Here is a 22,241-nt window from a genome sequence, read left to right as displayed (position 1 = left end):
AGTATCGTTCTTAATGCGGTCCCTGCCGTTTCGCACTACATATTCTCTTCCGCAATTTCACAGATAATATGTGCCATGAGAATATGCATTTCCTGAATACGAGCCGTTACCCGCGACGGCACGGCCAGAGAGATATCGGCCATGGTACCGAGCCTGCCGCCTTCACCGGTCATGGAAATGACAAGCAGTCCCTTTTTCTTTGCCGTCTCGACGGCTCTTACAACATTACGGCTGTTACCGGACGTAGAAATACCGATAAGGACATCTCCTTCTTGCCCAAGCCCCTCTATCTGGCGGCTGAACACCGTTTCAAACCCGTAATCATTGCCGACGGCCGTTAAGATCGACGTATCGACAGTCAAGGCCAAAGCGGGAAGCGATATACGCTCTTTTTTAAAACGGCCGACAATTTCAGCCGCAATATGCTGCGAGTCGGCCGCACTGCCGCCGTTACCGCAGATAAGGAGCTTATGCACCGAGGCCAACGCATCACGCACTAAAATACCCGCTTCTTCTATGGCTCCCGCCAAGGTCTTGGTCGCTTCCAATACTTCTTTATGTTCGGCAATTCGCTCCGCAACTATGCTCATGTGGATCTCCTCAGACTTTTATATTATTTCCCGGCGACGTAAGGTTTCAACAGACTGCCCTGTTGCCGCGCCGTGAGTCCCATAAAGTCTTATCCGCTTTAATGAGCCCATCCGCAAACAAAACTATACGTATCCTCATTCGCCGGCAATGTTTTTTACGGCTTTTATTATATCCTGTTCGGACAAGGCCGCGCAAGGCACAGTAGGGGCGGATTTATTCTCATTAACGCGGCCTCGGTGCATTATATGCCGGCAGGCATAAAAATACGCTTCCTCATGAAAGCTGTTATCGGGCAGACAGTTCTCCCGTAATTATCGCCTCTTCATACAAGGCTATCTTGTCGTCAAGCTTTTCCAGATATACCCGATATTGTTCAAGCCTTTCGCTAAGCAACGGCCGATATGCCCGCAACAGCTCCAATCTGTCGGAAATTGTCCCGTTTCCTTCATACCGCAAATCGGCATATCTCTTTATCTCTTTCAGGGGCATACCCGTATCTTTCAACCGTTTTATAAAACGAATATACTCCATATCGGACTCCTTATATTCCCTGATCCCGTTAACCCGCTCCGTTTTCAGAAATCCCTTTTTCTCATAATAGCGCAATGTTGATGCAGGTACGCCGAGTAATTCGGCAAATTCACTGATTTTCATTATAAAGCTCCTTATCACACTTGACTTAAACCGTACTTTAAGAAGTATTGTATCATACAGGAGGTGTTAAAATGAAAAGCAGATATGACCGGGGTATGGATATGTTGAAAAAAGTAGACAATATCCACGGGGAAAAAGTTATCGCAACACTTAATGCGGTCTCTCCCGCATTAAGTCAACTTCTTGCGGAAGTTTTCGGCGATATATACAGCCGGCCCGAATTAACGCTGCAGGAGAGAGAACTCGTCACTCTTTCCTCTCTGATAGCACAGGGCGGTTGCGAAGCACAGCTGCGCGTCCATGTAAATGCGGCCCTTAATGTCGGTATTGTTCCGGAAAAAATAATGGAGGTTTGTATCCATTCCATATACCGGATTTCCGCGCGTGCTGAACGGTGTGTTTACCGTGCAGGACGTACTGAAAGGACGAAAAGGCGAGGAATAAAAGAACTGTACTGACAGGAGCTTTGTTCTCCTGTCAGTACAGTTTTCTTATACAGGCGCAGATCCTATTCTTCCGGATAAATGATAAAGGACAGGGCACTGAAATACTTGTTCTGTTCACCTTTATTCTGCGTCGGATAGGCAACCTCCACGCCGACCACATTAAGACCGTTCGCCGTTACTTCAACCGTCGCTTTACCGTTTTCATCAGTCTTGCTTTCTCCGGTTAAATCATTGATAACATCCTTGATAAGCGGTGCATCGGCAAAAGGCTTGCCGTCTTTGAGAACCTGAATTTCATAGGTATCGCCTTTCTTCAGGGTTAGCGGATTGACGGACGGCACGATTTGAATGGGAATTTCCGTAAATTGTACGGGTTTAGCCGCCGCATCCCAATACTGTATATCGTATTTAACGGCATGGGTACTCTTTATCGCTCCCGGCACTTCCGTAATCGGTTTATGTACAGTCTTACCGTCTTTGTCCTTTGTCCAGTACCCGTAATCAAAAGAAGTGACGGTTGTACCCAAGCCTTCAGGCGGTACAATGGAAATATTCTTTTCGTGCTTTATTATGGTTACGGGGATTTCTTTACCCGCCGTGTTATATCCTTTCAGACTCGTCACCATAGACGGGTCATAGGCATTATCGACAGGGCCTTCCCCCAAAACGAGGACCTTTTCATCAACACGATTGGCAAAAAACACGCCGTGGGCGTCAACCGTCGAAAAATTGCAAACCCCTGCCGATGCACGCCGCAGCCAGGACTGTAAATATCTTTTTATTCATAATATCCTCCTAACAGATGAAAAAAATATCAATTAACCGCATCATTATTGTACGACGCCGAATACGCCCTGTAAACGCAAATTCAAAAGAGTAACGTATTTGTTAGAAATCGGTTCATCTGTCGCAAATCCTGAGTACCTGCCGCTTTTTACATTCCCACACATTCGGCTTATACAGGATATCCTTTGCAGGGTATAATTTACGAATACATATTGACACATGTATCATAGTAAATGGTAGACTAAGAGCAGGTGAAGCATACGTGGCAACAACATATAACAATATTTCCATACTATTATAAAGGAGGGATTGTCCATGCATATGGCAGATGCACTGCTGGCGCCTACCGTTGCAGGCGTGATGTATGCCTGCTCGGCAGGGGTGGCAGTCTGTTCGATCAGAAAAATAAAGGAAGAAAGCAGGGATAAACTTATTCCTCTCATGGGCGTTATGGGGGCTTTTGTCTTCGCCGCCGCAAATGATTAATTTTACCATTCCCGGTACGGGTTCGTCAGGCCACCTTTGCGGCGGCGTCTTACTCTCGGCTGTCGTCGGCCCGTATGCCGCTTTTCTGACTATGATCTGTGTACTGCTTATACAATGCCTGCTTTTCGCCGACGGCGGTCTTCTCGCCCTGGGCGCCAACATATGGAATATGGCTTTCTACGGCTGCTTTATAGGCGGCATGATCTGGCAGCTCGCGCTGAAACAGGGGATATCGAAGAAAAAAATTATTACCGTTTCTCTTTTCGCTTCCATTATAACACTACAGCTGGGCGCCTTTTCCGTTTCGGCGGAAACGTTTGCTTCCGGCATTACGGAGCTCCCTTTTACAGCGTTTCTGTTCGTTATGCAGCCCATTCACTTGGCCATAGGCGCTGTTGAAGGCTTCATTACGGCGGCGGTTCTCGTTTTCCTCTATGAAGCGAGACCGTCTTTATTACGGCAGTCCGAACCCGCGCCAATTGCCTGCGGCCGTCTTTCTTTCGGTAAAATTATCGCCGTCCTGACGGCTGCCGCAGCTGTTACGGCAGGCATCCTTTCACAATTTGCATCAGCTTTCCCGGACGGGCTGGAATGGTCCGTCGAACGTCTCACGGGAAATACTGAGCTGGAAGGAACAAAAAGCGGCATCTATATCTTTGTCGAGGAGATACAGCGTTTCACCGCTGTTTTGCCCGATTATAATTTCATAGGCGCCGAAAGTGCGGCGGGCACATCCGTTTCGGGACTTGCAGGAGCGGCTGTTGTCCTTATTTCCATTATTCTCATCGGGCGGTGCTTCAAAAAGGTGGCGCATTGTATAAGCCGGATCAGTAAATCTGTTAAAAATATCCATATTCTTGATTATTTGGCAGCAAGAAATACCCCGTTAAACGGATTACATCCGCTGGTAAAGTTACTTGCCGTCCTCTTTTATCTGGCCACGCTGCTTTCGTTCGATCGCTATAATTTAAGCGGTATCCTGAGTATGTCCGTATATCTCATCATTCTATACGATCTTGCGGATCTGTCTTTGTGAAAGGCTGCCGGCCATATTAAAAACGCTCTTCTGCTCTTATCCACAGTGGGTCTGTTCAATCTTTTCTTTGATACCTCCGTCGTACTCACAATAGGCGGGCATTCCCTTTCAGGCGGTGTCGTTTCTCTTGCCGTCCTCCTCCTGAAAGGGCTCTTCAGTATGCTTTCCGTATACTTACTCATCGCCGTCACGGGAATGGAATCCCTCTGTGCGGCTCTGGACCGGCTTCATATGCCGTCAATTCTGACGACGACGCTGCTTCTCATATATCGTTATCTGATACTCCTGCTGCAAGGCGGTGAACGCATCTCAACGGCCTATGCTTTACGCGCGCCGACGCGCCGCGGCATACATCCCGGCGCCTGGGGTCCTCTCTTAGGCCAGCTTTTACTGCGCACTGTCGACAGAGCGCAAACAGTCTATGAAAGCATGCAACTGCGCGGGTTCCGCGGCTCTTTTTCCTATGCTCATGCCCGTGCGGTCGAAGGCCGGGACATTCTCTTTCTATGCCTGTCCTCGGCATATTTCTTCATTTGCCGGATTTTCCCGGTATTCGAATACATCGGCAGCATATTCCGGAATATAACGTAAGGATTTCAGTCAGTATGAACGAATTACAGCCCATCTTATCCTTTTCGGCCGTAGATTTCTGGTACGATGAGAACCACGTCGAAAATAAAGCGTTACAAAATTTAACCTTCTCCGTCCGTCCCGGTGAGCGGGTCGGGCTTATCGGCGGCAACGGCGCAGGCAAATCGACATTATTAAAGTTGCCCGTCGCCCTCCTGCCCGTACGAACCGGAACCGTTCAAACGGCAGGCATGGAAATAACGGACAAAACCATAGCAGCTGTCCGCCGCCGCATAGGGTATCTCTTTCAGGATTCGGAAAGCCAGCTTTTCATGCCGACTGTCGCCAAAGACGTAGCCTTTGCCGCTGAAAGCAGCGGACTTTCGCGCGAAGAAACCGCATGCAGAACAACTGCCGCCCTGTCGCTCGTACAGATGGAGGCTATGGCTGACAAACAAATATACCGCCTTTCAGGCGGTCAAAAAAAGCTTACGGCTATTGCGGGCCTGCTCGTTCTCAAACCGGATCTGATACTCATGGATGAACCGTCGTCCACCTTGGATCCTAAAAACAGGCGTAATTTAATCGCCGTTTTAAACAGCCTGGACTGTGCGAAAATCATTGCGTCCCACGACCTCGACTTCATCTATGACACGTGTGACCGCGTTCTTCTTTTGCATGCCGGCAAAATTGCCGCAGACGGTCCTGCCGCAGAAATTTTGCAGCAAAAAGATTTGCTTGAACACTGTGATCTGGAATTGCCCTTACGCTTACAACGGTAATAAAAAATCCCTAAGCCGGACGCTTAGGGATTTTACGTTTTATATGGTGCGCCCAAGAGGACTCGAACCTCCGGCACGCGGTTTAGGAAACCGCTGCTCTATCCGCCTGAGCTATGGGCGCACAGGATATGATGCCACTTTATTATAATACCATGTCTTATCCGTTGAGGCAATTCTTTCAAGCCGTTCCCGCTGTGGTATAATAGCTTATATATGCCGTCTGAAAGGGACTTTACAATGATAGAGTTAGATAAAATTGCCACGGAGCAACGAAACAGTGCAAGCCGTTCCATCGATACGGTTTCAACAGAAGAAATGCTCCGCATCATTAATGCTGCCGACAAAACCGTTGCCGCCGCGGTGGAAGCAATTATCCCGCACATAGCCGTTGTCATCGATGAAGTAACGGAGCGAATCCGGCAAGGCGGCCGGCTCCTCTATATCGGGGCCGGTACATCAGGCCGACTCGGCATGCTCGACGCTGCCGAATGCCCGCCGACATATAATACGCCGCCACGACTGGTACGCGCAGTTATAGCAGGCGGTAAAACCGCTCTTTCCCATGCTAAAGAAGGAGCGGAAGACTCTTCGGAAAACGGTGCCGACGACTTGAAAAAAGAAGCGGTGACGGCAACGGATACCGTTATCGGACTCAGCGCGTCCGGACGTACTCCGTACGTGGCAGGAGCTCTCGAATACGCTAAAAAAGCCGGTGCTTATACCGTAGCGGTGACGTGTTCACCCGGATCGCACCTTGCCGCCATCGGCGATATCGACCTCTGTGCCGTCACAGGGCCGGAAGTCGTCACGGGTTCTACACGCATGAAAGCGGGTACGGCCCAAAAAATGATTTTGAACATGATTTCCACAGGCGTAATGATCCGCCTCGGTAAAGTATATGGAAACCTCATGGTTGATGTCAGAGCCACAAATGCCAAACTGAAGGAACGAGCCAGACGTATCGTCATGGCCGCCGCCGCTTGTACCCGCGCAGAAGCGGATGCGGCGCTTGATGCCTGCAACGGCAACGCAAAGCCGGCGATTATCATGCTTTTATTACATGTCGATGCCGCCGCCGCGGCACAGTCTCTGGAAAAAGCGGACGGCTACATCGACAGGGCCATAAAGGACGGAATTTATGAGCTATAGAGAAACGGCGGAAGCAATATATAAACACATAGGTCCGGCAGATAACATTATCGCCCCGTATAACTGTATGACACGCTTGCGCTTTTCCGTCAAAGAAGAGCACTTCACGAAAGAAGACCTGCTCGCGGTCGACGGTGTCAAAGGCGTTGCTGTTGTCGGTTCGGGATGGCAGATTATCCTGGGACCTGGCAAGGCGCAAAAAGTGACGGCTGAATTAAAGGCGATTACGGCCGCAAAATACGGTTCTGAAAGTCTGCGTGATTTGGCTGCAAAGGCGACCGTCGGCGACGGGGCGGATTTGCGGGAAGCCATCAGAAAACGCAATACCGCCACCTGCAAAGAAGGGCTCAAAAAAATCTCCCGTATTTTCATACCCGTCATTCCCGCTTTTATTGCGTGCGGTCTGATCACGGGTATTTTGAACAGTGTCGGTAAGATTGAGCCGGCATTGACCGGCGCTGCATGGTTTCAAATTGCCGCCGTTGCCGGCAATGCAGCCTTTTGGGGGCTCAACCTCTTCATCGGCATGTCGGCAGCCAGGGAATTCGGCGGCACTCCCGTTTTGGGCGGTGTCCTGGCGGCAGTCGTCAGCCATCCCGCCTTGGCAAATATCACCCTTTTCGGAGAACAGCTTACGCCGGGACGCGGCGGCGTTATTGCCGTCCTCCTGCTCTGTTTCTTCGCGGCAACACTGGAAAAGAAGCTGCAACGCGTCATTCCCGACATGTTCACACTCTTTCTGACACCTTTTCTGGTTGTCGTCATATCCACTGTTGTTGCTGTCGGCATTTGTCAGCCTCTGGGAAATTTTCTCTCTGAAGCGGTAGGTACGGCGGCAACGACATCAATCTACAAAGGCGGTGCTTTCACGGGCTTTATTCTGGGCGGGACATTTCTGCCCCTCGTCCTCCTCGGCGTTCATCAAGGACTGACACCGATTCATGCCGACCTCTTAGCTCGCTACGGCGCAACTGTGCTCTTGCCCGTTCTCGCCATGGCCGGCGCCGGACAGGTCGGCGCGTCGCTGGCGGTTTATGCAAAAACAAAAAATAAAGCTCTCCGTAAAACCGTTGCCTCCGCCTTACCGGTCGGTATCATGGGTATCGGCGAACCTCTCATTTACGGTGTAACTCTGCCCCTGGGCAAGCCTTTTATCGGGGCCTGCATCGGCGGTGCCTGCGGCGGCGCCGTGCAGGCTGCTTTCGGCGTCGGCGCGGCAACACTCGGCATTTCCGGCCTTCCTCTGGCGGCGGCTGCAACGGATATTCCCGTCTATCTGATCGGCCTTATTACAGCGTATGCAGTCGGCTTCGCAGCCGCCTATCTAATCGGCTTCACAGATCCCGTATCGCCGGAAAAGGAGGGATGAGATGAGCGCAGGTATCTCCCTTTTTCCCGGTCTGGACAAACGCAACCTGCTGGAAGCATCATTACGATCCGCTTTGGCGGCCGGTGTAGAACGGATTTTCTTATCTCTTCATATTCCCGAAGCGGACACGGCATTACTCGAAACCGATTTGGCCTATATTCTCAACACGGCGGCTGCGCACCGCATGGATATCATTGCCGACGTTTCACCTGCGGTAAAATGTCTTTTCGGCAAGAAAATCCTTGATTTTATTGCCGCCGGTATTACGACGCTTCGTCCGGACGAGGGCTTTTCAGCGGCGGAGATTGCCGCCTGGACAAAATTGGTCAACGTACAGGTCAACGCTTCAACTGCAGACGACACATTTTTAAAGATGCTTGAAGAAGAACACACCGATTTTTCCCGTATAGACGGACTCCACAACTTTTATCCCCGCCCTTACTCGGGACTTTCTCCCGACCGGGTCGCCGCGCAAAATAACCTTTTGCACCGCTACGGCATAAAGACGGGCGCCTTTGTGGCTGCCGGTCACGATAAGCGCGGTCCTCTGCACGAAGGCTTGCCGACAGTAGAAAAAACACGATCCTTATCGCTTGAAAAAGCGGCTTTTCTCTTACGCTGTCTCGGCACTGACGACATTTTCATCGGCGATTCAGGTGCAACCGTTGCCGATATCGCTCTGTTAAAAAAAGGGCTGGCCGCAGACACGGGACATATCAGATTACCCGTCATCATATATGACAACAGTCCTTTGACGCGGCAGTTACTCGACCGGCCCTTTCGTATGAGACAGGACGGCGCAGCCTGTGCAATCCGCGCCGACAAGAGCCGTTTTGCTTGCGGCGGTACTATAATTGAACCGTTAACGGATACACCCTCACCCCGGAAAATCGGAGACATAACAATCGACAACAAACAGTTTCTCCGTTATGCGGGAGAACTGCAAATCGTGACGGCGCATATGCCGCCGGAGAAACGCACCAATATTGCAGCTTCCGTTCTTCCCGATTCTCTTTGGCTTCTCGACTGCATTACCGGGACAAATACATTCTCCTTTTATGAGCATGCTCCATCATATTGATTCGGCAAAGCAAGATGGGAAACTCCCCGGCGCCTCTCGTCCTGTCGTAAAAAATTACTTTCCGAAATGATTTTAACAATGCCGTCCGCATCAACCCGTTGCTGAAAGTTGCTCCCCGTACGAGGCTTCTTGCCGGAACAATATTGCCATAATTACATCTTGCATTTCTTTCTAAATATGCAAACCTGCCACACGATAAAACTGATCCCGTTACAGACATTACTATACTTTTTGTCTTTACCCGCTTGGAAAGAAAAAGCTCATAAAAAGTTCAAAAACAAATCCCAAAAAGTGAGGTGACCCCAAAAAGTTAGACTTTTTTGGGGTCACCTCACTCTCGTAAAGTCCCGTTTTCTTTGTGGTGCGGTCGATGGGACTTGAACCCATACGAACTTACGTTCACTACCCCCTCAAAGTAGCGCGTCGATTAAAGCCGTTTTTGCAAGTCCCACAACAACGCTATTTTCGCATGAATAAGCCATTTTTATTTTCGATATTTTACGATAATTCATTATATTTTTGATTGTTGTGTTGTCAAAATGTGGTCAGATATTATTGAAATACCTCAGCCTATACAATGCATATTTATTATTCTTATTCGAAGTAGTCTGTGCTACAATAAAGTATAAACAATAGCTTGCCCCTTAGCCGGCATTTATTTACTGACTCATTTGCACAAAAATAAGGCTCCCCGGAATTACCCGGAGAGCCTTTTAGCGTTACCACTCTTTAATTGTGTACAGTATCGTACCGCCGGCCCTGCCGCCGTTGCCGATATGCGCTATGCCTTCGATCCGCCCAGCTTGATAGCCGACGGACAAATACGGCTTGCCGTCGATATACGTGCCGCCGGCTTTGATTTTATGGTTGTTGCGCAAATTGATTTTGTACACGTCAACCTTATGTTTTTGTTCGTCTGCCGTGACGACGGTACGGTCGCTTTTAGCCGTTGCTTCTTTTGGCAAATTCGTATCACCGTTTTTAATCTGCTCCGCTGTTCTGTCGGCGGCTGTTTGCAGGTTCGGAGCGGTTACGTAATACGATACGTTCGGTTGTGTCGCCCCGTCATGTATCCGCTCGATACGGGTCACGATGTCCCGCGCAGTTCGATCATCGACGTGCAGTTTCTGTTTGACAGCGTTTTTGTCCGTCGTATCGGAAAACTGCATGCGCACAGGGTTGTCTGACGGCGTTTTACTGTGCTGTACGGCAAAGTACATGCCCAGCAGGCAGAGCGCCACCACGGCGGAGAGGAGGATAGGTTTCAGCGAATTTATGATTTGTAGTGTTGGTAGTTTCATATGTTCAGTCCTTTTTTGTTTAACAAAACGGTATTTTCTTGATTATTCTAAATATTCCTCCTCACCCGATTCGGAAATATTCAGGCGCGCGGTGGGGTATGGCGCGCCTTCCCGATACATCCCTATCATAAACGCAGCGCCATCGAATGGCGTCGGAAGCGGGATATCGACAGCCCAGTTTTCGTTGGCGGTGTAAAATATCAGTTCACTCGGATCTTCTTTAACAACTGCGCATTTGAACAGCGGAGTTGCTGTTAAGTGGACTACCGTATCCCCGATTGATACTTTTTGTGCAAGCGCCACAAACGGGTGTAAGCAGACTTTCCCCGGAGGGATTATTTCGTTGATAATAGCGGTTAAAATGTCAGAGAGTTTATCTGATTTTGTGGCCAACTTCTTTTCGGCCATTAGCGCGACAAGTTCCGGATAAGACGTCTTTCCGTTTAAGCTTTCCAGCCATTCCCGTTCGGTGCCGGTAAACCCATGCTCTTTCGCAATCAGATATGCGCTCTTGCCGTCTTTACCGGGCGCACCCTGTGCACCGGTTTTGCCCTGGGGACCTGCCGGACCGGGGTCTCCTTTAGCACCTGCCGGGCCTGCCGGGCCGGGCGTTCCCGGAACTTGTACCGCTTGCACCTGCACCTGGTTATCAAATTGTACTTTTACTTTCAATTCGTTCAGTTCATCCATTTTTCATACCTCCGTTTCTAATGTAAAGATTCTTCCTGGACGATTTGCATATCGCCCATAATGATTTTATAGCTGTATTCATCCGGTTTTTGTATAAACACGTCATACCGCGCCGACTGATACCGCCGCGATATCGCAAGGCTTACATTGCCCGGTATCTTTGCCGTGACTACGTTTTTCGCGACACTGCACGCGGCGGATACGAGTGCTACGTCATTCTTTGTGCGTATCTTCATGACGGCTGTTGCGCCCGTGAAGTCGTGTTCGCCCTCGATTATGTATTGACGCGTGAAGTCGGAGCCGCAGTGCAAGGTATCGTTACATATCGTCATGCTCGCTCCCCCCTTAATACATAACATCCAAATCCACAGAGCAGCCGCCGATATTCCCGGCGTCGGAGTATTGCCAAATCGCGCAGTTCTTATCCGGGTACTCTTGCTTAAAGTAATTCACGGGCCCGTACGTTGCGACGAAGTACGGCACGTAGTCCGGGATACTCTCCAGATTTACGTAATTGACCAGTGTATCGTAGCTGCCGTAAATACCGACGTATCGGCCGGCAGCGTTCATCTCGTTTACCCATGCCATGATAACGGACGTCAGCGCAGACGCCCCGAGGTCTTTCTGTATGTCCTCTTCTACGTCCAGCCAGATACCAGCTTTTAACTCTACCCCGTGCAGGTAGATTTCCAGTTGGTCAATTAACCACATCGCCTCCTGTTGTGCTGCCCATGTCGTCGTGGCCAAACTGTAAAAGTACACCCCGATATCCATGCCCGCGGCTTTGGCGGCGTTGATATTGTGGATAAATAAGTCGTCCAGCTCCTGCTGCCCGTCCCAACGCTGCCGGCCGATACGGACGATGCAAAAGTTTTTCCCCGCGGCTTTGGCCGCTTCAAAGTCAAAGCCTTCTTGACAATAACTGACGTCAATTCCTTCTGTCATTTTTATCCTCTCCTATCTTTATTAAAGAATTAGTAACATTTGGTTTTTGCCCTTCCGGTGAATTGTACTTACTGGATGCCCGTACTTTGTCCAGGCGGCCTTAGCAAGCCCTACAACCGTTACAATCCCGGCCCCTACGGCCGACACCCCCTGCCAACAGCTATTGATTTCAAACCGTGTGCCATACAATCCATTGCTCCAGAATCCGTATAGCCAAGACAACACAATAACTACGAGCAGTATAAAGAGTACCACGGCTAGAATAGCGATGAGCGCAAGCCAATTGGCCTGCGCCCATTCTCCGAATCGGATAAACCTACTCTTCATATTCTTTTTTTATCCTCATATCAAGCACGGTGTGATAAATCGTTGTCATTACTCCGTTCTTACCGAGTGCATGATAGCTTTCATACATGTTGATAAAGTTCTTTTTTTCCGAATACGTGATACCCTCTTTTTTGTACCGCTCGTACTCAATGAGCATGCGGCAGCGTAGCAAAGCTTGAACGCCTCTGTCCAGTCCGCGGCGGCGGTTCTTTTCGGAAACGTAAAAAGCCAGTCCCGCGGACAGCAGCATCGGGATAACTGTTTGCGCGATAAGTGATGCGATTTCAGTCGATATTATCATCGGAAAAATGATACCTCCTTTCTACTCAAACTCGTCAACGGTATTCGGTGTAACGCCGTCGACGTTGACCGTTAAATAACTAAGCTCTTTTGAGCCGATAAAGAGTCCCGGCGTAGTTGACACGAGCGGCAGTTTTGTTTCCGTCTCAATCGTACCGACGCCGGTATCTCCGGAAAACGCGATGCCCTGCCGCACTTGATACTCCGGAAAGCCACCTGACTCTGATGTGCCGCCGATAGCGATACCGTCCACTACTGAATTTACGATTACCGCTACTTTGTGTGGATGGTTTTTGTAGTCTTGATGTACTTTATAAATATCTCCGGGCTTGTAGTACCCGTCAATTTGGAGTGTTTGGTCAACAGGATCCGTGACAACGAGATACGGTAGCCGGGAGTCATAAAGAATATCGGCTGAATACTGTTCCAACTTGCCCTGCGCCTGCTTTTCCTCTTCGGTACGGGCATCCAGTTTTGGGGAATGGTATTTTTCTTTCCAGAAGCGATGAAACCCGTACACTTGCAGCCCTGCTTTAGTGTCGTTGATTCCCGGATATTGGCTAATCGTCTTTAGATTCGGACGCGGTTTTCCTGAATTGCTAGTTTCCATTTTTGCCCCATAACCGTTTAAACCTCTTTCGGATCCCTCGTCAACAAACATCTGCACAGTTTCATGCCAGGAGCTGTATCGTGGGCGACCGCCTATGTACAAATTTATAGTTACTCTTTGAGTTGCCCCGTACGAGTCTAACCGTTGTTGCGGCGTTAAGAAGTCATATATGTATAAATTAAGGCCGGCATACACTTCATCTGTAGAGATATTGCCCCCATCATTTTTCCGGACGGACAACACATACATGAATTGCACACCGTGCGCGAGGAGTAACGTTGCTGGCTTCCCCGCAGGGGTATATGCCGAATTGCTGACCTGCCAGCTTACGCTGAAGTTATACCCCGATGGTAGAGCCACCGCAATTAACGGTGGCGTACTGTACGCTATAGGATAAAAAATGACTATAGCGTATACGGTCGCCGCGTCTTTTTGTACGATACATGCGTATGCGCTTTTATTCCGCGCCGGCCACGCCGGCCACGCCGGGATATTCGCAGGGTATACATTTTTCAATCGCTTAATCTGTGACAAGCTTCTGGGGCGGCAAGCCATGTTGTCGAACTCGCTGTTAATAAGCACCTTACGGTTTTTGTTTGAGATTTGTATTAATTCCATTACTTCGCCCCCACGACTAAATACCCCCAATAGGGGGCCTTAATGAAATTCTGCTTGGCAGATGCAGAACCCCCGTCAAAATCCATCCTGTGTTTATCTGGTGTGTATCCGGATGTCGGTGAGTCGGCGTCCGGAATTTCAAAGTAATACTGTAGCGCTTTGCGATCAAAGTCGACGACATGCGCTTTTAACCGGTTCCCGATAACAGCCACCCAGAGTGTTTCGTTTGCGGTTAACACGTCACGGAAAACCATCCGGCCCACACCCAACTGATTATAAGGCATGGTGATATCGACGTATTCTCGGCGCTGGTACTCTCGTACCTCGGCTTTTGCATCAACGGAAAGATTATTGTAAAGTTCGTCCGTAATATCTTCCAGCGCCACCGTTGAGCCGTGCGCCTTTAGCCATTTTTGCATTGCCGTGTTCCGCAGTAATTTAAATTTTCCGCGTCGCCGTGATACAGCTCAAACGCATAGTCGTTACTCATGCAAACAGGCTCCAAGCCGTAGCACATCCATATCTTATCGATTACCCGGCACATCGTGCTGTCCGGAGTCATAAACTGCACTCCGGACTTGTTGCGAATCTCAATGCCTATTCCCATACGCCGATCCTCACTCTCAATTCATTATCCGTATCGTACACCTCAATCAAGTTATCCTTAATTTCTGTCCGCGCCCCGGACGTCGCTGTCCGCAGCGTCCCGATGCGGGCGCTTATCGCGTCCAGTGTATCGACTTGCAGCTTATCCGCGGATACGCTCTTTGCTTGCAGCATGTTCTTTGTGATGATGTTGTTATCAAAAAGGGCTTGCCCGGTTACGTGCAGCAGCTTACCGTCGATACGCACGCCCGAAGTAGATAAGTTAATGCGGGTAATCAGCCCGTCACCGTCCAACCCGTTCAGTGCTTCGGTGATGCGAAGGTCAATACTGTTACTGAACTGCGTCAGCTGCGTCTGTACATTACTGCTTAAATCCGTGATAGACTGCTGCAACCCCGTTGCCGTCTCGGTGAGTTTTGACTGTACGCCAGATACGTCTGTCTTGACGATGCCTACTTCCTTCTCCAGCTTTGCGATGTTCTTATCGATTTCGTCGAGTCCGAGGGCTTCTTTATCAAGCAGCGAACTGTCAATAGTTGCCTTTACCGTGGCAGTAGTTACGCCCGATTCCGGCCCAGGGCCAAACACGTCAACAAAGGCCACCGTCACGTCGTATATGTCAGGGTCGCATGGGTACGTGAGTACACTGCTCGTGAGCCGCATCGACGTTGAGCCGTTTGTGCCCGTGATACGGACAATCATGGCCGCGATGTCGGACGGCCATGACTCCGCCGTGATAGACAGCATGCTTAACCCTGCCTTGACTTTCGGCGATTTGGGCGCTTTCGGGGCGTCTTTTTTGTACGTCAGCTGCGCTGCCGAGCTGTAGTCACCATGCGTATTCTTGGCAAAGAGATACAAAGTGCCTTGCCGTTCTGTGAGTGTCAGTGTTGTTTGCAGGTCCGTTGTCTGCACGAGCAGTCCCGACGCTTCGCCCGGTGCGTTGTTCGTACGCACCTCGTAATACGCGACGTCCGTATTCGTAACCGCCGACCACCGTATCGTGATGCGGTCGGTAAACGTAATACTGAAATCTCCCGGCGACAGCGGCGTCGTTGACTGCTCCGCTACGATAATGTCGAGATGCTCTACCGCGTCAGGTAGGGTATACTCGCCGAGTTCATTTGCCGTTGTTACAGCTACGCGTATCGTTTCGCCGGGCAAGAGCTGCGGAATGACAATCTGTCCTGCGGCTTCCCCGGCAAGTACCCACGCGCTCCATGGTGTCTGTGTTGCACCGATGACGTTTTCCGTCGACGCGTACGACGTCTTATAGTACACCCGTCCGGTGAGCCCTTCCGGCAGCCAGTTAATAATGACATCATAAATCGCTTGCCCGGTCAACTGCCGGTATCGAGTATACCCAGTGAGCCCCGTTGCCGGGGTTGCAGGCAGGACATTCCCGGACAGGCCGATATGTGCCGTCGCGTAACTGGACTCAAAACCGTCCAGCACAGCCCGAACGCGCACGTAGTAGGTGTAGGACGGGTCGGTGTCCGTGATGTCGGCGCTGAAGCTATGCGTTGTCGGCCCGTCTACCCAGTTGTAATTGTCCGTCGAGTACGTGACACGGAAGCTGTCATCGGTGCCCCTGCCGGCATATCCCATTCGGCGTGAACCGTGCTGTTCTTACTGCCGCCTTTAATGCGCAAATTCGACTCCGTAAGCTTGAGATTAATCGGTGCCTTGAGAAGCGTTGCCTTGCCTTTGCTGTAATCAATAACCGGATAGCGGCTATAATCCGTCTCATAAACGGCATGGTCATACTCCGTGGCCGTGATGGTCATCTTGAGGTCTTTGTCCCGTTCGAGCTTAACAACACGGAACGGCTTCACGACTCGGTCACGAATTCCGACAGCATAGCAGTCGTACTGTGCGACTTCTTCACCTACCCCGAACGACTGCGATACGGTGATGGTGTCTGTCGTCGTATCCTGCGTTACCGGCACAAGATCTCTTGTCACCAGCACATCATCAGCGGAGCGTGTACAATAATACTGTACACGTCAGCGGCGGTAATCGTGACTTCTTTATCGAGTTTTATTTTGTTGCCGTCTACCGATACAATACGCCCACTCTCCAGCCCGATACGCGGCACGGTGTGTGCTACACCGATAAGGTCGCCGTACTCACATACGAGAGCGTTCACGTCGGCCGACAGTTGTATTGTCTGTAGCTGCCGTTCGTTCGTGGCAAGATAATACAGCGCTTCACGATGCGCTTGCGACCGGCGCGACACACCGAAGAGCGTTACCGTGGCCGTGTTGTCCTGTAGCGTTCGATTCTCCGCATACTTTGCCGAGCGGACGAAAAATTCCGTATTCTTGAAGTCCCGCTGTTCGTCGTTATACGTAATCTGTACGCTGCGGGCCCTCTCGTCACGGGATGAGAAATTGCCGGTGAACGTGGACATCGTCGTCCGGCCCTCGCCGAATATTTGCTTTATTGTGCCGGGCATATCAACGACGATACCGAGGTTTACGCCATGACGTACCAGTGTTGCGTGTCCGACATTAGCAGCCCTGTTCGCCGCTTCGAAGCGCTTCTGCTTCGTATCGAAAAACGCATCCAGTTGGAACCGCTTTTCTGTGCTACCGTTGCCGTCATCGACCATTTCGTCGGCATAAGCCGCCGCCCGCTGCCACTCATCGAAATACTTCGAAAAGCGGTCAGCAGGGCAACCGTCTACAACGTACTCAAATTGCCCGGTGCTTACGTTCTTGAGTCGCCGGCAGTGATGGAGAATGTCATACGCGGCCCATATCGGGTTTTGCGCTGATTTCTCTTCATATTGCCGCGTGCGCGGATTAAAGACGAGTACGTGCATACGTTTCTGGCGCCAATTTAACGCCGGGATGCCATTATTGAGCTGATTCGTCGCTTTAATGCGGAGCGCGATAAGTACTTTATTCGGCCGCACAAACTGTCCGGTGTTGATGTACGTGGAGAGCAACGACCAGCGCATTTGCGCGTACTTGCGGGACGTAATCGGCATGTTGGTTGCCAATACTCGCACGTCATACCGCCCTGTCGGTAGGTTTTCGAATTTATAGCTGCGGCGTACCGTCGAATTTACTTTCTCCGTGACTTCGCATGCCTGTTCTGTCCACGTGTCCCCGCTGCCGGTCCGGCGTATTCCGATGATGAATTTAACCGTAAGGTTTTCAAAGTTTCCATCATCTTTTACGCTATAAATGCCGCCTGGCCACGTAGTCGTAACTTCAATAGCGTTGCACTGGTCGGAATCTGTACTACGGATTACAGCAGAACCCTGTTTACAGTCCATGTCGATCGATTGGTCGGCTATGGTATAGGGGAAGAAGGATATAGGCTCCTGGTCATTCGTACCGAGTCGTTTTTCAATCTGCACGCCCTCAAAGTTTTCTATCGGCGTATAGCCGATACGGATATCGTCAATAGAGTCAACAGGGCCATACCCGCCGCTGTACAGCACATTCAGATACTGCACGTCTTTCTCCCCGGAGTAGCTGTGCTTTTTCTTAAACAGCTTAGCAAACGGGCCACCCGGTTGAGCCTGTGGCTGGTCGGGCACGTATGTTTCGGATTCAGTTTCGACGTGATACATCAAGAGCTGCCCCGCGGGCATTGTCTCACCATACGTCTCCCCAATGAGCCCGCCCTCGCGCGTTTGTACCTGCGGCAGATCCCAACCATACGTTGGCGACGTCTCCTGTTCAGCAGCGTGTGCCTGGTTGACGTGACATAAGCTGTTAATGATTTTGCCGCCGAGGATCATAAAGGCACCGGCCGCTAGTGCTTGCCCAAATTTAGATGTGATGCCGAGCCAACCTCCGACAAACGGCGCGGCAACCATCAGCCCGATCTGCAGTATCCAGCCGAGCGCGCCTTTCATACCGCCTTCAAGTTCCTCCGTCAGTATAACTTGGTCGCCGTCTTGCGGTATGTAGCTGTACGGGATAGCAACAGGGATACCGTTCACGAATACTTGCAGGTCTTTAATATCGACAATATCAATAAGCCGTTGACCCTCATACTCGTGCCGAGTGTGCTCACGCTCACCTGTTAATATGTTTTTTATGATAATAATATCAAACATGCGGATATGCTCCCTCTTTCGGTTTGAAATATCCGATAACCCGCGGTCCCCAGCGAGACACGCGGTCAATTTGCACGGCCGTCTGCACGGCGTGCATAAACTCACCATAGCCGACGTATATGCCGCAGTGACTCGGCAAAGGATTCCCGATAAGCCGCAGCAGTACGACGCATCCGACTTCCGGAGTCTCAAGCTCCAACCACTTATGTTTGTTGCTGTCAATCTCGGCCATGATAGCATCAACACGCTTTATATCGATTAAGTGCTTCGGCAATTTAATACCCGCCCGACGGTAGTATTCTCGTACAAGCCCCCAGCAGTCAAGCCCCGTTTCACAGTCACGGCCACCGTTTACGTACGGGACGCCGATTAAATCGTCGATATTAACCATAGTTACCTGTCATCCCCTGTTCTCCCCCGAACCGTTCTTTGATGCGGCACTCTTTAAGCGTGTTATTGCAAGGTTTCTCGCTACCGGCATAGCCGCAGCGCACTGATTTAAACACAAACGGGCAGAAGTCCGTCATGTATGTGTCAAGTGGGAATTTGTTATATAATTCCGGACTGCTGCCGAGGCTAAACGTCACCCATACTTCATCATATGACGTGCTGAGGTTAGTAAAATCGAGCTGGTTAAGCGGTTCTGCGTTATCCAGTAAATTCGTATGCACAACATACAGCGTAACAGCTGCGTCTGTAAGCCCGCCGTATTGCTGCAAGTACGACTGAATAACCCCGCCGCAGTTAGATACGGTAAGTTTTACTGTCGGCAGCGTCGTCCCGTCCGTCGTGACGTTGGTCACGTTAAACGGAAAGCGCGTCCACGTCTGCCCTGCCCATGTTACGTCTTCTGTATTGCGGGCGAGGTATATGTCCTCTGGCAAGTCCGCATGATGCAGTTTCAAAAGCAGTAAAAACGGCGCGTCGGACGCCAGCTTATTCTTTTCCAAGATTGCCGCAGTTTCCCATATCTTCACACGTTACACCTCCTCGAATGTCAGTGACAAATAATACCCTTCCGGGTGCGAGTAATGGCACTCCCAGTCCGACGTAAAGCGTACAGTGCAGACGTCGCCGCTGTCGTAGTCAGTAAATTGGAACTTGTCCGATTTCCGTACTTTACGCCAGAAATCACGCAGAATGTTTTTCTGTGCTTCCGCAAGGCATGTCCACGAATACAGGAACACCCGCGGCGATCGTGTGTTGCGGGGCCGCGTAATACGATACCCCGCATCGGTCTTCGACTCTATTGTGCTGTCCGTCATTTTCTCGACGTACGTATCGCTCGCGTTCGTTGCGACCGATACAACGGGATGCGGTATTTTATCCGCAGGAAATATATTCATACCCTCTATCCTTTCGACACGTTACGAATGGCCCGTGCCATGCCGCCCTCGTCTGTCTCGGCGGCATCGACCACAACATTAATGATGTATTTCTTCATCTGGCTGTCATAAGTACTTGACTGCACTTTAACGCTGGCCCCGTTATTGTTATTAATAATGTTGATAACCGGCGCGGCAGCATTGCTGCCGTTTTGGTTTTGGTTCTGTACGATGCCTTTCGCTACGCGAGAATATACCTCGTCGGTCAACGGGAACACTGCTTCATCATTTCCCGCTTCCCCGATAAGCCCCATAGTCGGAGCCGTAACCATACCGCCCGCCGCGAACAGATGCGTTGATATACCAAGGCTCGGTGTGTAAGGCTTAAAGCTAGACGCATTGAGCAGATTCGATGAGTAGTTAAATCCCGATGAGCTGTTACCGCCACCGAGCAGCCCGCCGAATAGCATCATTGCGATTTTATGCGCTGTCACTTGCGCGATCATCTGTGTAATGGTCTTCTGGAACACTTTGCCAAGGCTACGCAGTGAGTCTTTCGCGCTCTCCGAGCCGTTGGCCATAGACTCGAACACACCTTGAATTCCGGACGCTATTTGCGTTGACCCGGACGCTACCATCTCGACAGTTGACATGTTCGCCTTCTGAAATATTTCGTAGTACGACTGTGCCGCCTGTCCGCGAGCGTTCCAGTTCTGCACGTCTTGATACGCTTGCGACTGCAGCAGATCCGTAAGCTTACTCATTTCACCGCGCTTGATTGCCCACTGTACGGACTTCTCGAACGCCTCCCGTTCAGCATCTTCCCGCTGTTGTACCGCATCAAGATACGCTGCCGTGTACCAATCATTGGCATCTTTCAACGCTTCATAGTCAGATTTACTTGCCTGTATTTCCTTGAGCTTTTCTTTACGTTGCTTTTCGAGACTCTGCACTGTGGCTTCAAACTCGGCTTGTGCCACGGACACATAGTCGCCTTTTAAGTCCGCGTTGAGCTTGGACATCTCTGTATTAAACTTCATCCGTCGGGCCGTAAGCTCTTCCATGGCTTTCGCGGCTTCTTCAATTTTCCACTGCTTCAATAAATCTTCGGCACGGCTCGTGTCAATATCTTTTGATGTGTTCTTTATCTTGCGGATTTGGTCTTCGTACCGCTGCGCTTGCTGGTTCATGCTGGCGATACTCTTTTCAAATGCCGTGCCGGTATCCCCCAGTAAGGCCCTGTCCAGATCCGATTCAAGCGTTTTTAAATCTTTGCGGGCGTTAGCGATATCCTTTGCCCGCTGTTCTGCCTGTTTCCGGACGTCCTGCACCGATAACGCTTTACCCGTTTCCGTCGTACCGGCAAATTCGGTAAGCGAGATAACGCCGACGATGTTACCAGCAAATGCCGACCGGTAGTCCTGGTCATAATGCTGCGATACGCGGCCGCTACCTGCCGCCGCATAATATCCGGAGGCGTTTGCATCAAGCATAATGACATGGTCACCGTTATTGGTAATAACAGCGTCCCCGGCATGCGCTTCGTATCCACCGCCGTATGCGTCGGTAGCATGGAACGCACTGCCCGCGTTAGCCGCCCAATCAGGGGCCCAGCCGCCCAACTCGAACGCATTGGATACCCCCGCATCCGCCCAGGCGTTTTCGATGTACGTGGTACAGACGACTTGATTATCACCGGTACCGTAATCCAACCCGGACAACCGTCCGGCATTATATATTGCGCCCGCGCGAACGTCGTACGTCTGTTCGTTTTCAATCCGTGTGCCGCCGCCAGCGCCCGCTGCTGTGTCCGGCGTAAAGTCGTATGACGGAATTTGCGCGTTGTTTACCGCGGCCTCCGCCGCTTGCCGCTGTGCTTCCGCGTCCGCAAAGTCTTTACCGCCGCCGGCGTTATACCAGTTCGCATACTCTCGGGCGTACGCTTCCGTGCCCTCCTGTACGACTTCTTCCGACGCGCCGCCGTTAGCCCGTGAGCCTTGTCCGGTCATGTCAGCACTGATATCCGCGTTACCGAGATCACCGTCACGCTGGCGCCAAATGCGGCCGTCGTGTGCCGTGTATGTGTAGCCGTCGTCACCTGTCCATGTGTTTTTCTGCGCGGCTTCATACTTTGCGTTAAAGTATTTGTACGCACAATATGCTGCGTACAGGGCCGCCGCGGCAACGCCCATCCAACCCCCGGCAAGACTGAACAACGCCCCTGTAACTTTACCGATTGCGCCGGGCAGCTGTCCGACAGCGGTTACGCTTTTTTGCGATGCCAGTACGCCCGCAACACCCGCTTTTTCGTGCGCACCTGCAAGCGCTATTGTTGCTTTAGTCGTTGTTGCCGTTGCGGCGGTTGCCGCTTCGCTCGCCCGTACCGATGCCGCCCCTGCTGCTGTTGCTGATTCTCCAACGGCGGCGTTACTTGTAATGAGTTTTCCGTTCGCGGCAACTTCCGATGCGGCGGCCGCCTCTTTTACGGCTG

The 22,241-nt window shown here is 50.9% G+C and carries 26 protein-coding genes and 1 tRNA gene; 8 read left to right on the top strand and 19 right to left on the bottom strand.

Annotation, left to right across the window (positions count from 1 at the left end; genetic code table 11):
• Positions 1-35: 35 nt before the first annotated feature.
• Both gmhA and HMPREF0080_RS08470 read right to left on the bottom strand, forming a co-directional pair.
• Complete coding sequence (gene gmhA / locus HMPREF0080_RS08475) at positions 36-590, bottom strand: D-sedoheptulose 7-phosphate isomerase (protein WP_006791049.1); 555 nt, start codon at positions 588-590, stop codon at positions 36-38.
• A gap of 286 nt (positions 591-876) precedes the next feature.
• Complete coding sequence (locus HMPREF0080_RS08470) at positions 877-1,245, bottom strand: MerR family transcriptional regulator (protein WP_006791047.1); 369 nt, start codon at positions 1,243-1,245, stop codon at positions 877-879.
• A 71-nt stretch (positions 1,246-1,316) separates the two neighbouring features.
• Here HMPREF0080_RS08470 and HMPREF0080_RS08465 point away from each other — a divergent pair, with 71 nt between their 5' ends.
• Positions 1,317-1,703, top strand: a complete 387-nt coding sequence (locus HMPREF0080_RS08465; RefSeq protein WP_006791046.1) for a carboxymuconolactone decarboxylase family protein — start codon at positions 1,317-1,319, stop codon at positions 1,701-1,703.
• 50 nt (positions 1,704-1,753) lie between these two features.
• Here the strand turns inward: HMPREF0080_RS08465 and HMPREF0080_RS08460 are convergent, their stop codons facing one another.
• Positions 1,754-2,395 (bottom strand): DUF4198 domain-containing protein, encoded by a 642-nt coding sequence (locus HMPREF0080_RS08460; RefSeq protein ID WP_006791044.1) that lies wholly within the window; start codon positions 2,393-2,395, stop codon positions 1,754-1,756.
• A gap of 397 nt (positions 2,396-2,792) precedes the next feature.
• Here HMPREF0080_RS08460 and HMPREF0080_RS10310 point away from each other — a divergent pair, with 397 nt between their 5' ends.
• Genes HMPREF0080_RS10310 through HMPREF0080_RS08445 form a run of 4 tightly spaced genes read left to right on the top strand, consistent with a single transcriptional unit; the run spans position 2,793 to position 5,351 of the window.
• Positions 2,793-2,963 carry an energy-coupling factor ABC transporter permease gene (locus HMPREF0080_RS10310; protein WP_006791042.1) on the top strand — a complete coding sequence of 57 codons (171 nt, stop codon included), beginning with the start codon at positions 2,793-2,795 and terminating at the stop codon, positions 2,961-2,963.
• A complete protein-coding gene (locus tag HMPREF0080_RS09795) occupies positions 2,938-3,999 on the top strand; it encodes an energy-coupling factor ABC transporter permease (protein WP_216436720.1) in 1,062 nt (353 codons plus the stop codon). Before HMPREF0080_RS10310 ends, HMPREF0080_RS09795 begins: the two co-directional genes overlap by 26 nt.
• 15 nt (positions 4,000-4,014) lie before the next feature.
• Positions 4,015-4,590: a CbiQ family ECF transporter T component gene (locus HMPREF0080_RS08450; protein WP_083817929.1), complete on the top strand. Its 576-nt coding sequence runs from the start codon at positions 4,015-4,017 to the stop codon at positions 4,588-4,590.
• A 14-nt stretch (positions 4,591-4,604) separates the two neighbouring features.
• Positions 4,605-5,351 carry an energy-coupling factor ABC transporter ATP-binding protein gene (locus HMPREF0080_RS08445; protein WP_006791039.1) on the top strand — a complete coding sequence of 249 codons (747 nt, stop codon included), beginning with the start codon at positions 4,605-4,607 and terminating at the stop codon, positions 5,349-5,351.
• Positions 5,352-5,395: 44 nt separating this feature from the next.
• Here HMPREF0080_RS08445 and HMPREF0080_RS08440 read toward each other — a convergent pair.
• Positions 5,396-5,472: transfer RNA gene (locus HMPREF0080_RS08440), tRNA-Arg, on the bottom strand.
• Between the two features lie 116 nt (positions 5,473-5,588).
• Here HMPREF0080_RS08440 and murQ point away from each other — a divergent pair.
• From murQ to HMPREF0080_RS08425, 3 genes are read left to right on the top strand one after another with little or no spacing between them, the layout of a single operon-like run.
• Positions 5,589-6,500: an N-acetylmuramic acid 6-phosphate etherase gene (gene murQ / locus HMPREF0080_RS08435; protein WP_040347595.1), complete on the top strand. Its 912-nt coding sequence runs from the start codon at positions 5,589-5,591 to the stop codon at positions 6,498-6,500.
• Positions 6,490-7,869: a PTS transporter subunit EIIC gene (locus tag HMPREF0080_RS08430; protein ID WP_006791037.1), complete on the top strand. Its 1,380-nt coding sequence runs from the start codon at positions 6,490-6,492 to the stop codon at positions 7,867-7,869. The genes murQ and HMPREF0080_RS08430 overlap by 11 nt, the downstream gene beginning before the upstream one ends.
• Position 7,870: 1 nt before the next feature.
• Positions 7,871-8,950 carry a MupG family TIM beta-alpha barrel fold protein gene (locus tag HMPREF0080_RS08425; RefSeq protein ID WP_006791036.1) on the top strand — a complete coding sequence of 360 codons (1,080 nt, stop codon included), beginning with the start codon at positions 7,871-7,873 and terminating at the stop codon, positions 8,948-8,950.
• A 719-nt stretch (positions 8,951-9,669) separates the two neighbouring features.
• Here the strand turns inward: HMPREF0080_RS08425 and HMPREF0080_RS08420 are convergent.
• The 15 genes from HMPREF0080_RS08420 to HMPREF0080_RS10095 all read right to left on the bottom strand — a co-directional run.
• Entirely contained in the window at positions 9,670-10,251 is a 582-nt protein-coding gene (locus HMPREF0080_RS08420) for a hypothetical protein (protein ID WP_006791034.1), read from the bottom strand.
• Positions 10,252-10,293: 42 nt separating this feature from the next.
• A complete protein-coding gene (locus HMPREF0080_RS08415; protein WP_006791033.1) occupies positions 10,294-10,941 on the bottom strand; it encodes a collagen-like triple helix repeat-containing protein in 648 nt (215 codons plus the stop codon).
• A 17-nt stretch (positions 10,942-10,958) separates the two neighbouring features.
• On the bottom strand, positions 10,959-11,273 hold the full coding sequence (locus HMPREF0080_RS08410; protein ID WP_156795330.1) for a hypothetical protein: 315 nt from the start codon (positions 11,271-11,273) through the stop codon (positions 10,959-10,961).
• Positions 11,274-11,286: 13 nt separating this feature from the next.
• Entirely contained in the window at positions 11,287-11,886 is a 600-nt protein-coding gene (locus tag HMPREF0080_RS08405; protein ID WP_006791031.1) for a GH25 family lysozyme, read from the bottom strand.
• 316 nt (positions 11,887-12,202) lie between these two features.
• Positions 12,203-12,514, bottom strand: a complete 312-nt coding sequence (locus HMPREF0080_RS08395) for a hypothetical protein (protein WP_006791029.1) — start codon at positions 12,512-12,514, stop codon at positions 12,203-12,205.
• A gap of 21 nt (positions 12,515-12,535) precedes the next feature.
• Positions 12,536-13,174 carry a hypothetical protein gene (locus HMPREF0080_RS09995; protein WP_172633492.1) on the bottom strand — a complete coding sequence of 213 codons (639 nt, stop codon included), beginning with the start codon at positions 13,172-13,174 and terminating at the stop codon, positions 12,536-12,538.
• A gap of 566 nt (positions 13,175-13,740) precedes the next feature.
• Complete coding sequence (locus HMPREF0080_RS08385; RefSeq protein ID WP_006791027.1) at positions 13,741-14,160, bottom strand: hypothetical protein; 420 nt, start codon at positions 14,158-14,160, stop codon at positions 13,741-13,743.
• On the bottom strand, positions 14,145-14,348 hold the full coding sequence (locus HMPREF0080_RS08380; protein WP_006791026.1) for a hypothetical protein: 204 nt from the start codon (positions 14,346-14,348) through the stop codon (positions 14,145-14,147). Before HMPREF0080_RS08380 ends, HMPREF0080_RS08385 begins: the two co-directional genes overlap by 16 nt.
• A complete protein-coding gene (locus tag HMPREF0080_RS08375) occupies positions 14,339-15,955 on the bottom strand; it encodes a hypothetical protein (RefSeq protein WP_156795328.1) in 1,617 nt (538 codons plus the stop codon). Before HMPREF0080_RS08375 ends, HMPREF0080_RS08380 begins: the two co-directional genes overlap by 10 nt.
• Entirely contained in the window at positions 15,883-16,311 is a 429-nt protein-coding gene (locus HMPREF0080_RS08370; RefSeq protein WP_156795327.1) for a hypothetical protein, read from the bottom strand. Before HMPREF0080_RS08370 ends, HMPREF0080_RS08375 begins: the two co-directional genes overlap by 73 nt.
• Positions 16,308-18,425: a TipJ family phage tail tip protein gene (gpJ, locus tag HMPREF0080_RS08365; protein ID WP_006791023.1), complete on the bottom strand. Its 2,118-nt coding sequence runs from the start codon at positions 18,423-18,425 to the stop codon at positions 16,308-16,310. Before gpJ ends, HMPREF0080_RS08370 begins: the two co-directional genes overlap by 4 nt.
• Entirely contained in the window at positions 18,418-18,816 is a 399-nt protein-coding gene (locus HMPREF0080_RS08360; RefSeq protein ID WP_006791022.1) for a C40 family peptidase, read from the bottom strand. The genes gpJ and HMPREF0080_RS08360 overlap by 8 nt, the downstream gene beginning before the upstream one ends.
• Positions 18,809-19,402, bottom strand: coding sequence for a DUF1833 family protein (locus HMPREF0080_RS08355; RefSeq protein WP_006791021.1), 594 nt, complete (start codon positions 19,400-19,402; stop codon positions 18,809-18,811). Before HMPREF0080_RS08355 ends, HMPREF0080_RS08360 begins: the two co-directional genes overlap by 8 nt.
• 3 nt (positions 19,403-19,405) lie before the next feature.
• Entirely contained in the window at positions 19,406-19,771 is a 366-nt protein-coding gene (locus HMPREF0080_RS08350) for a hypothetical protein (protein ID WP_006791020.1), read from the bottom strand.
• Between the two features lie 5 nt (positions 19,772-19,776).
• On the bottom strand, positions 19,777-22,241 hold a 2,465-nt coding region (locus HMPREF0080_RS10095), incomplete at its 5' end, for a hypothetical protein (RefSeq protein WP_006791019.1).

Source organism: Megasphaera geminata F0357 (genome assembly GCF_000239275.1).
Classification (GTDB): domain Bacteria; phylum Bacillota; class Negativicutes; order Veillonellales; family Megasphaeraceae; genus Megasphaera; species Megasphaera geminata.
Note: the sequence above shows the minus strand (reverse complement) of the source record. Positions and strands in the feature narration are given on the sequence as shown.

Bases quoted from the DNA above. Each gene is read 5' to 3' on its own strand.
- gmhA (WP_006791049.1), bottom strand. From the start codon at position 590: ATGAGCATAGTTGCGGAGCGAATTGCCGAACATAAAGAAGTATTGGAA.
- HMPREF0080_RS08470 (WP_006791047.1), bottom strand. From the start codon at position 1,245: ATGAAAATCAGTGAATTTGCCGAATTACTCGGCGTACCTGCATCAACA.
- HMPREF0080_RS08465 (WP_006791046.1), top strand. From the start codon at position 1,317: ATGAAAAGCAGATATGACCGGGGTATGGATATGTTGAAAAAAGTAGAC.
- HMPREF0080_RS10310 (WP_006791042.1), top strand. From the start codon at position 2,793: ATGCATATGGCAGATGCACTGCTGGCGCCTACCGTTGCAGGCGTGATG.
- HMPREF0080_RS08445 (WP_006791039.1), top strand. From the start codon at position 4,605: ATGAACGAATTACAGCCCATCTTATCCTTTTCGGCCGTAGATTTCTGG.
- murQ (WP_040347595.1), top strand. From the start codon at position 5,589: ATGATAGAGTTAGATAAAATTGCCACGGAGCAACGAAACAGTGCAAGC.
- HMPREF0080_RS08430 (WP_006791037.1), top strand. From the start codon at position 6,490: ATGAGCTATAGAGAAACGGCGGAAGCAATATATAAACACATAGGTCCG.
- HMPREF0080_RS08425 (WP_006791036.1), top strand. From the start codon at position 7,871: ATGAGCGCAGGTATCTCCCTTTTTCCCGGTCTGGACAAACGCAACCTG.
- HMPREF0080_RS08420 (WP_006791034.1), bottom strand. From the start codon at position 10,251: ATGAAACTACCAACACTACAAATCATAAATTCGCTGAAACCTATCCTC.
- HMPREF0080_RS08415 (WP_006791033.1), bottom strand. From the start codon at position 10,941: ATGGATGAACTGAACGAATTGAAAGTAAAAGTACAATTTGATAACCAG.
- HMPREF0080_RS08410 (WP_156795330.1), bottom strand. From the start codon at position 11,273: ATGACGATATGTAACGATACCTTGCACTGCGGCTCCGACTTCACGCGT.
- HMPREF0080_RS08405 (WP_006791031.1), bottom strand. From the start codon at position 11,886: ATGACAGAAGGAATTGACGTCAGTTATTGTCAAGAAGGCTTTGACTTT.
- HMPREF0080_RS08395 (WP_006791029.1), bottom strand. From the start codon at position 12,514: ATGATAATATCGACTGAAATCGCATCACTTATCGCGCAAACAGTTATC.
- HMPREF0080_RS09995 (WP_172633492.1), bottom strand. From the start codon at position 13,174: ATGTTTGTTGACGAGGGATCCGAAAGAGGTTTAAACGGTTATGGGGCA.
- HMPREF0080_RS08385 (WP_006791027.1), bottom strand. From the start codon at position 14,160: ATGCAAAAATGGCTAAAGGCGCACGGCTCAACGGTGGCGCTGGAAGAT.
- HMPREF0080_RS08380 (WP_006791026.1), bottom strand. From the start codon at position 14,348: ATGGGAATAGGCATTGAGATTCGCAACAAGTCCGGAGTGCAGTTTATG.
- HMPREF0080_RS08375 (WP_156795328.1), bottom strand. From the start codon at position 15,955: ATGGGATATGCCGGCAGGGGCACCGATGACAGCTTCCGTGTCACGTAC.
- gpJ (WP_006791023.1), bottom strand. From the start codon at position 18,425: ATGTTTGATATTATTATCATAAAAAACATATTAACAGGTGAGCGTGAG.
- HMPREF0080_RS08360 (WP_006791022.1), bottom strand. From the start codon at position 18,816: ATGGTTAATATCGACGATTTAATCGGCGTCCCGTACGTAAACGGTGGC.
- HMPREF0080_RS08350 (WP_006791020.1), bottom strand. From the start codon at position 19,771: ATGAATATATTTCCTGCGGATAAAATACCGCATCCCGTTGTATCGGTC.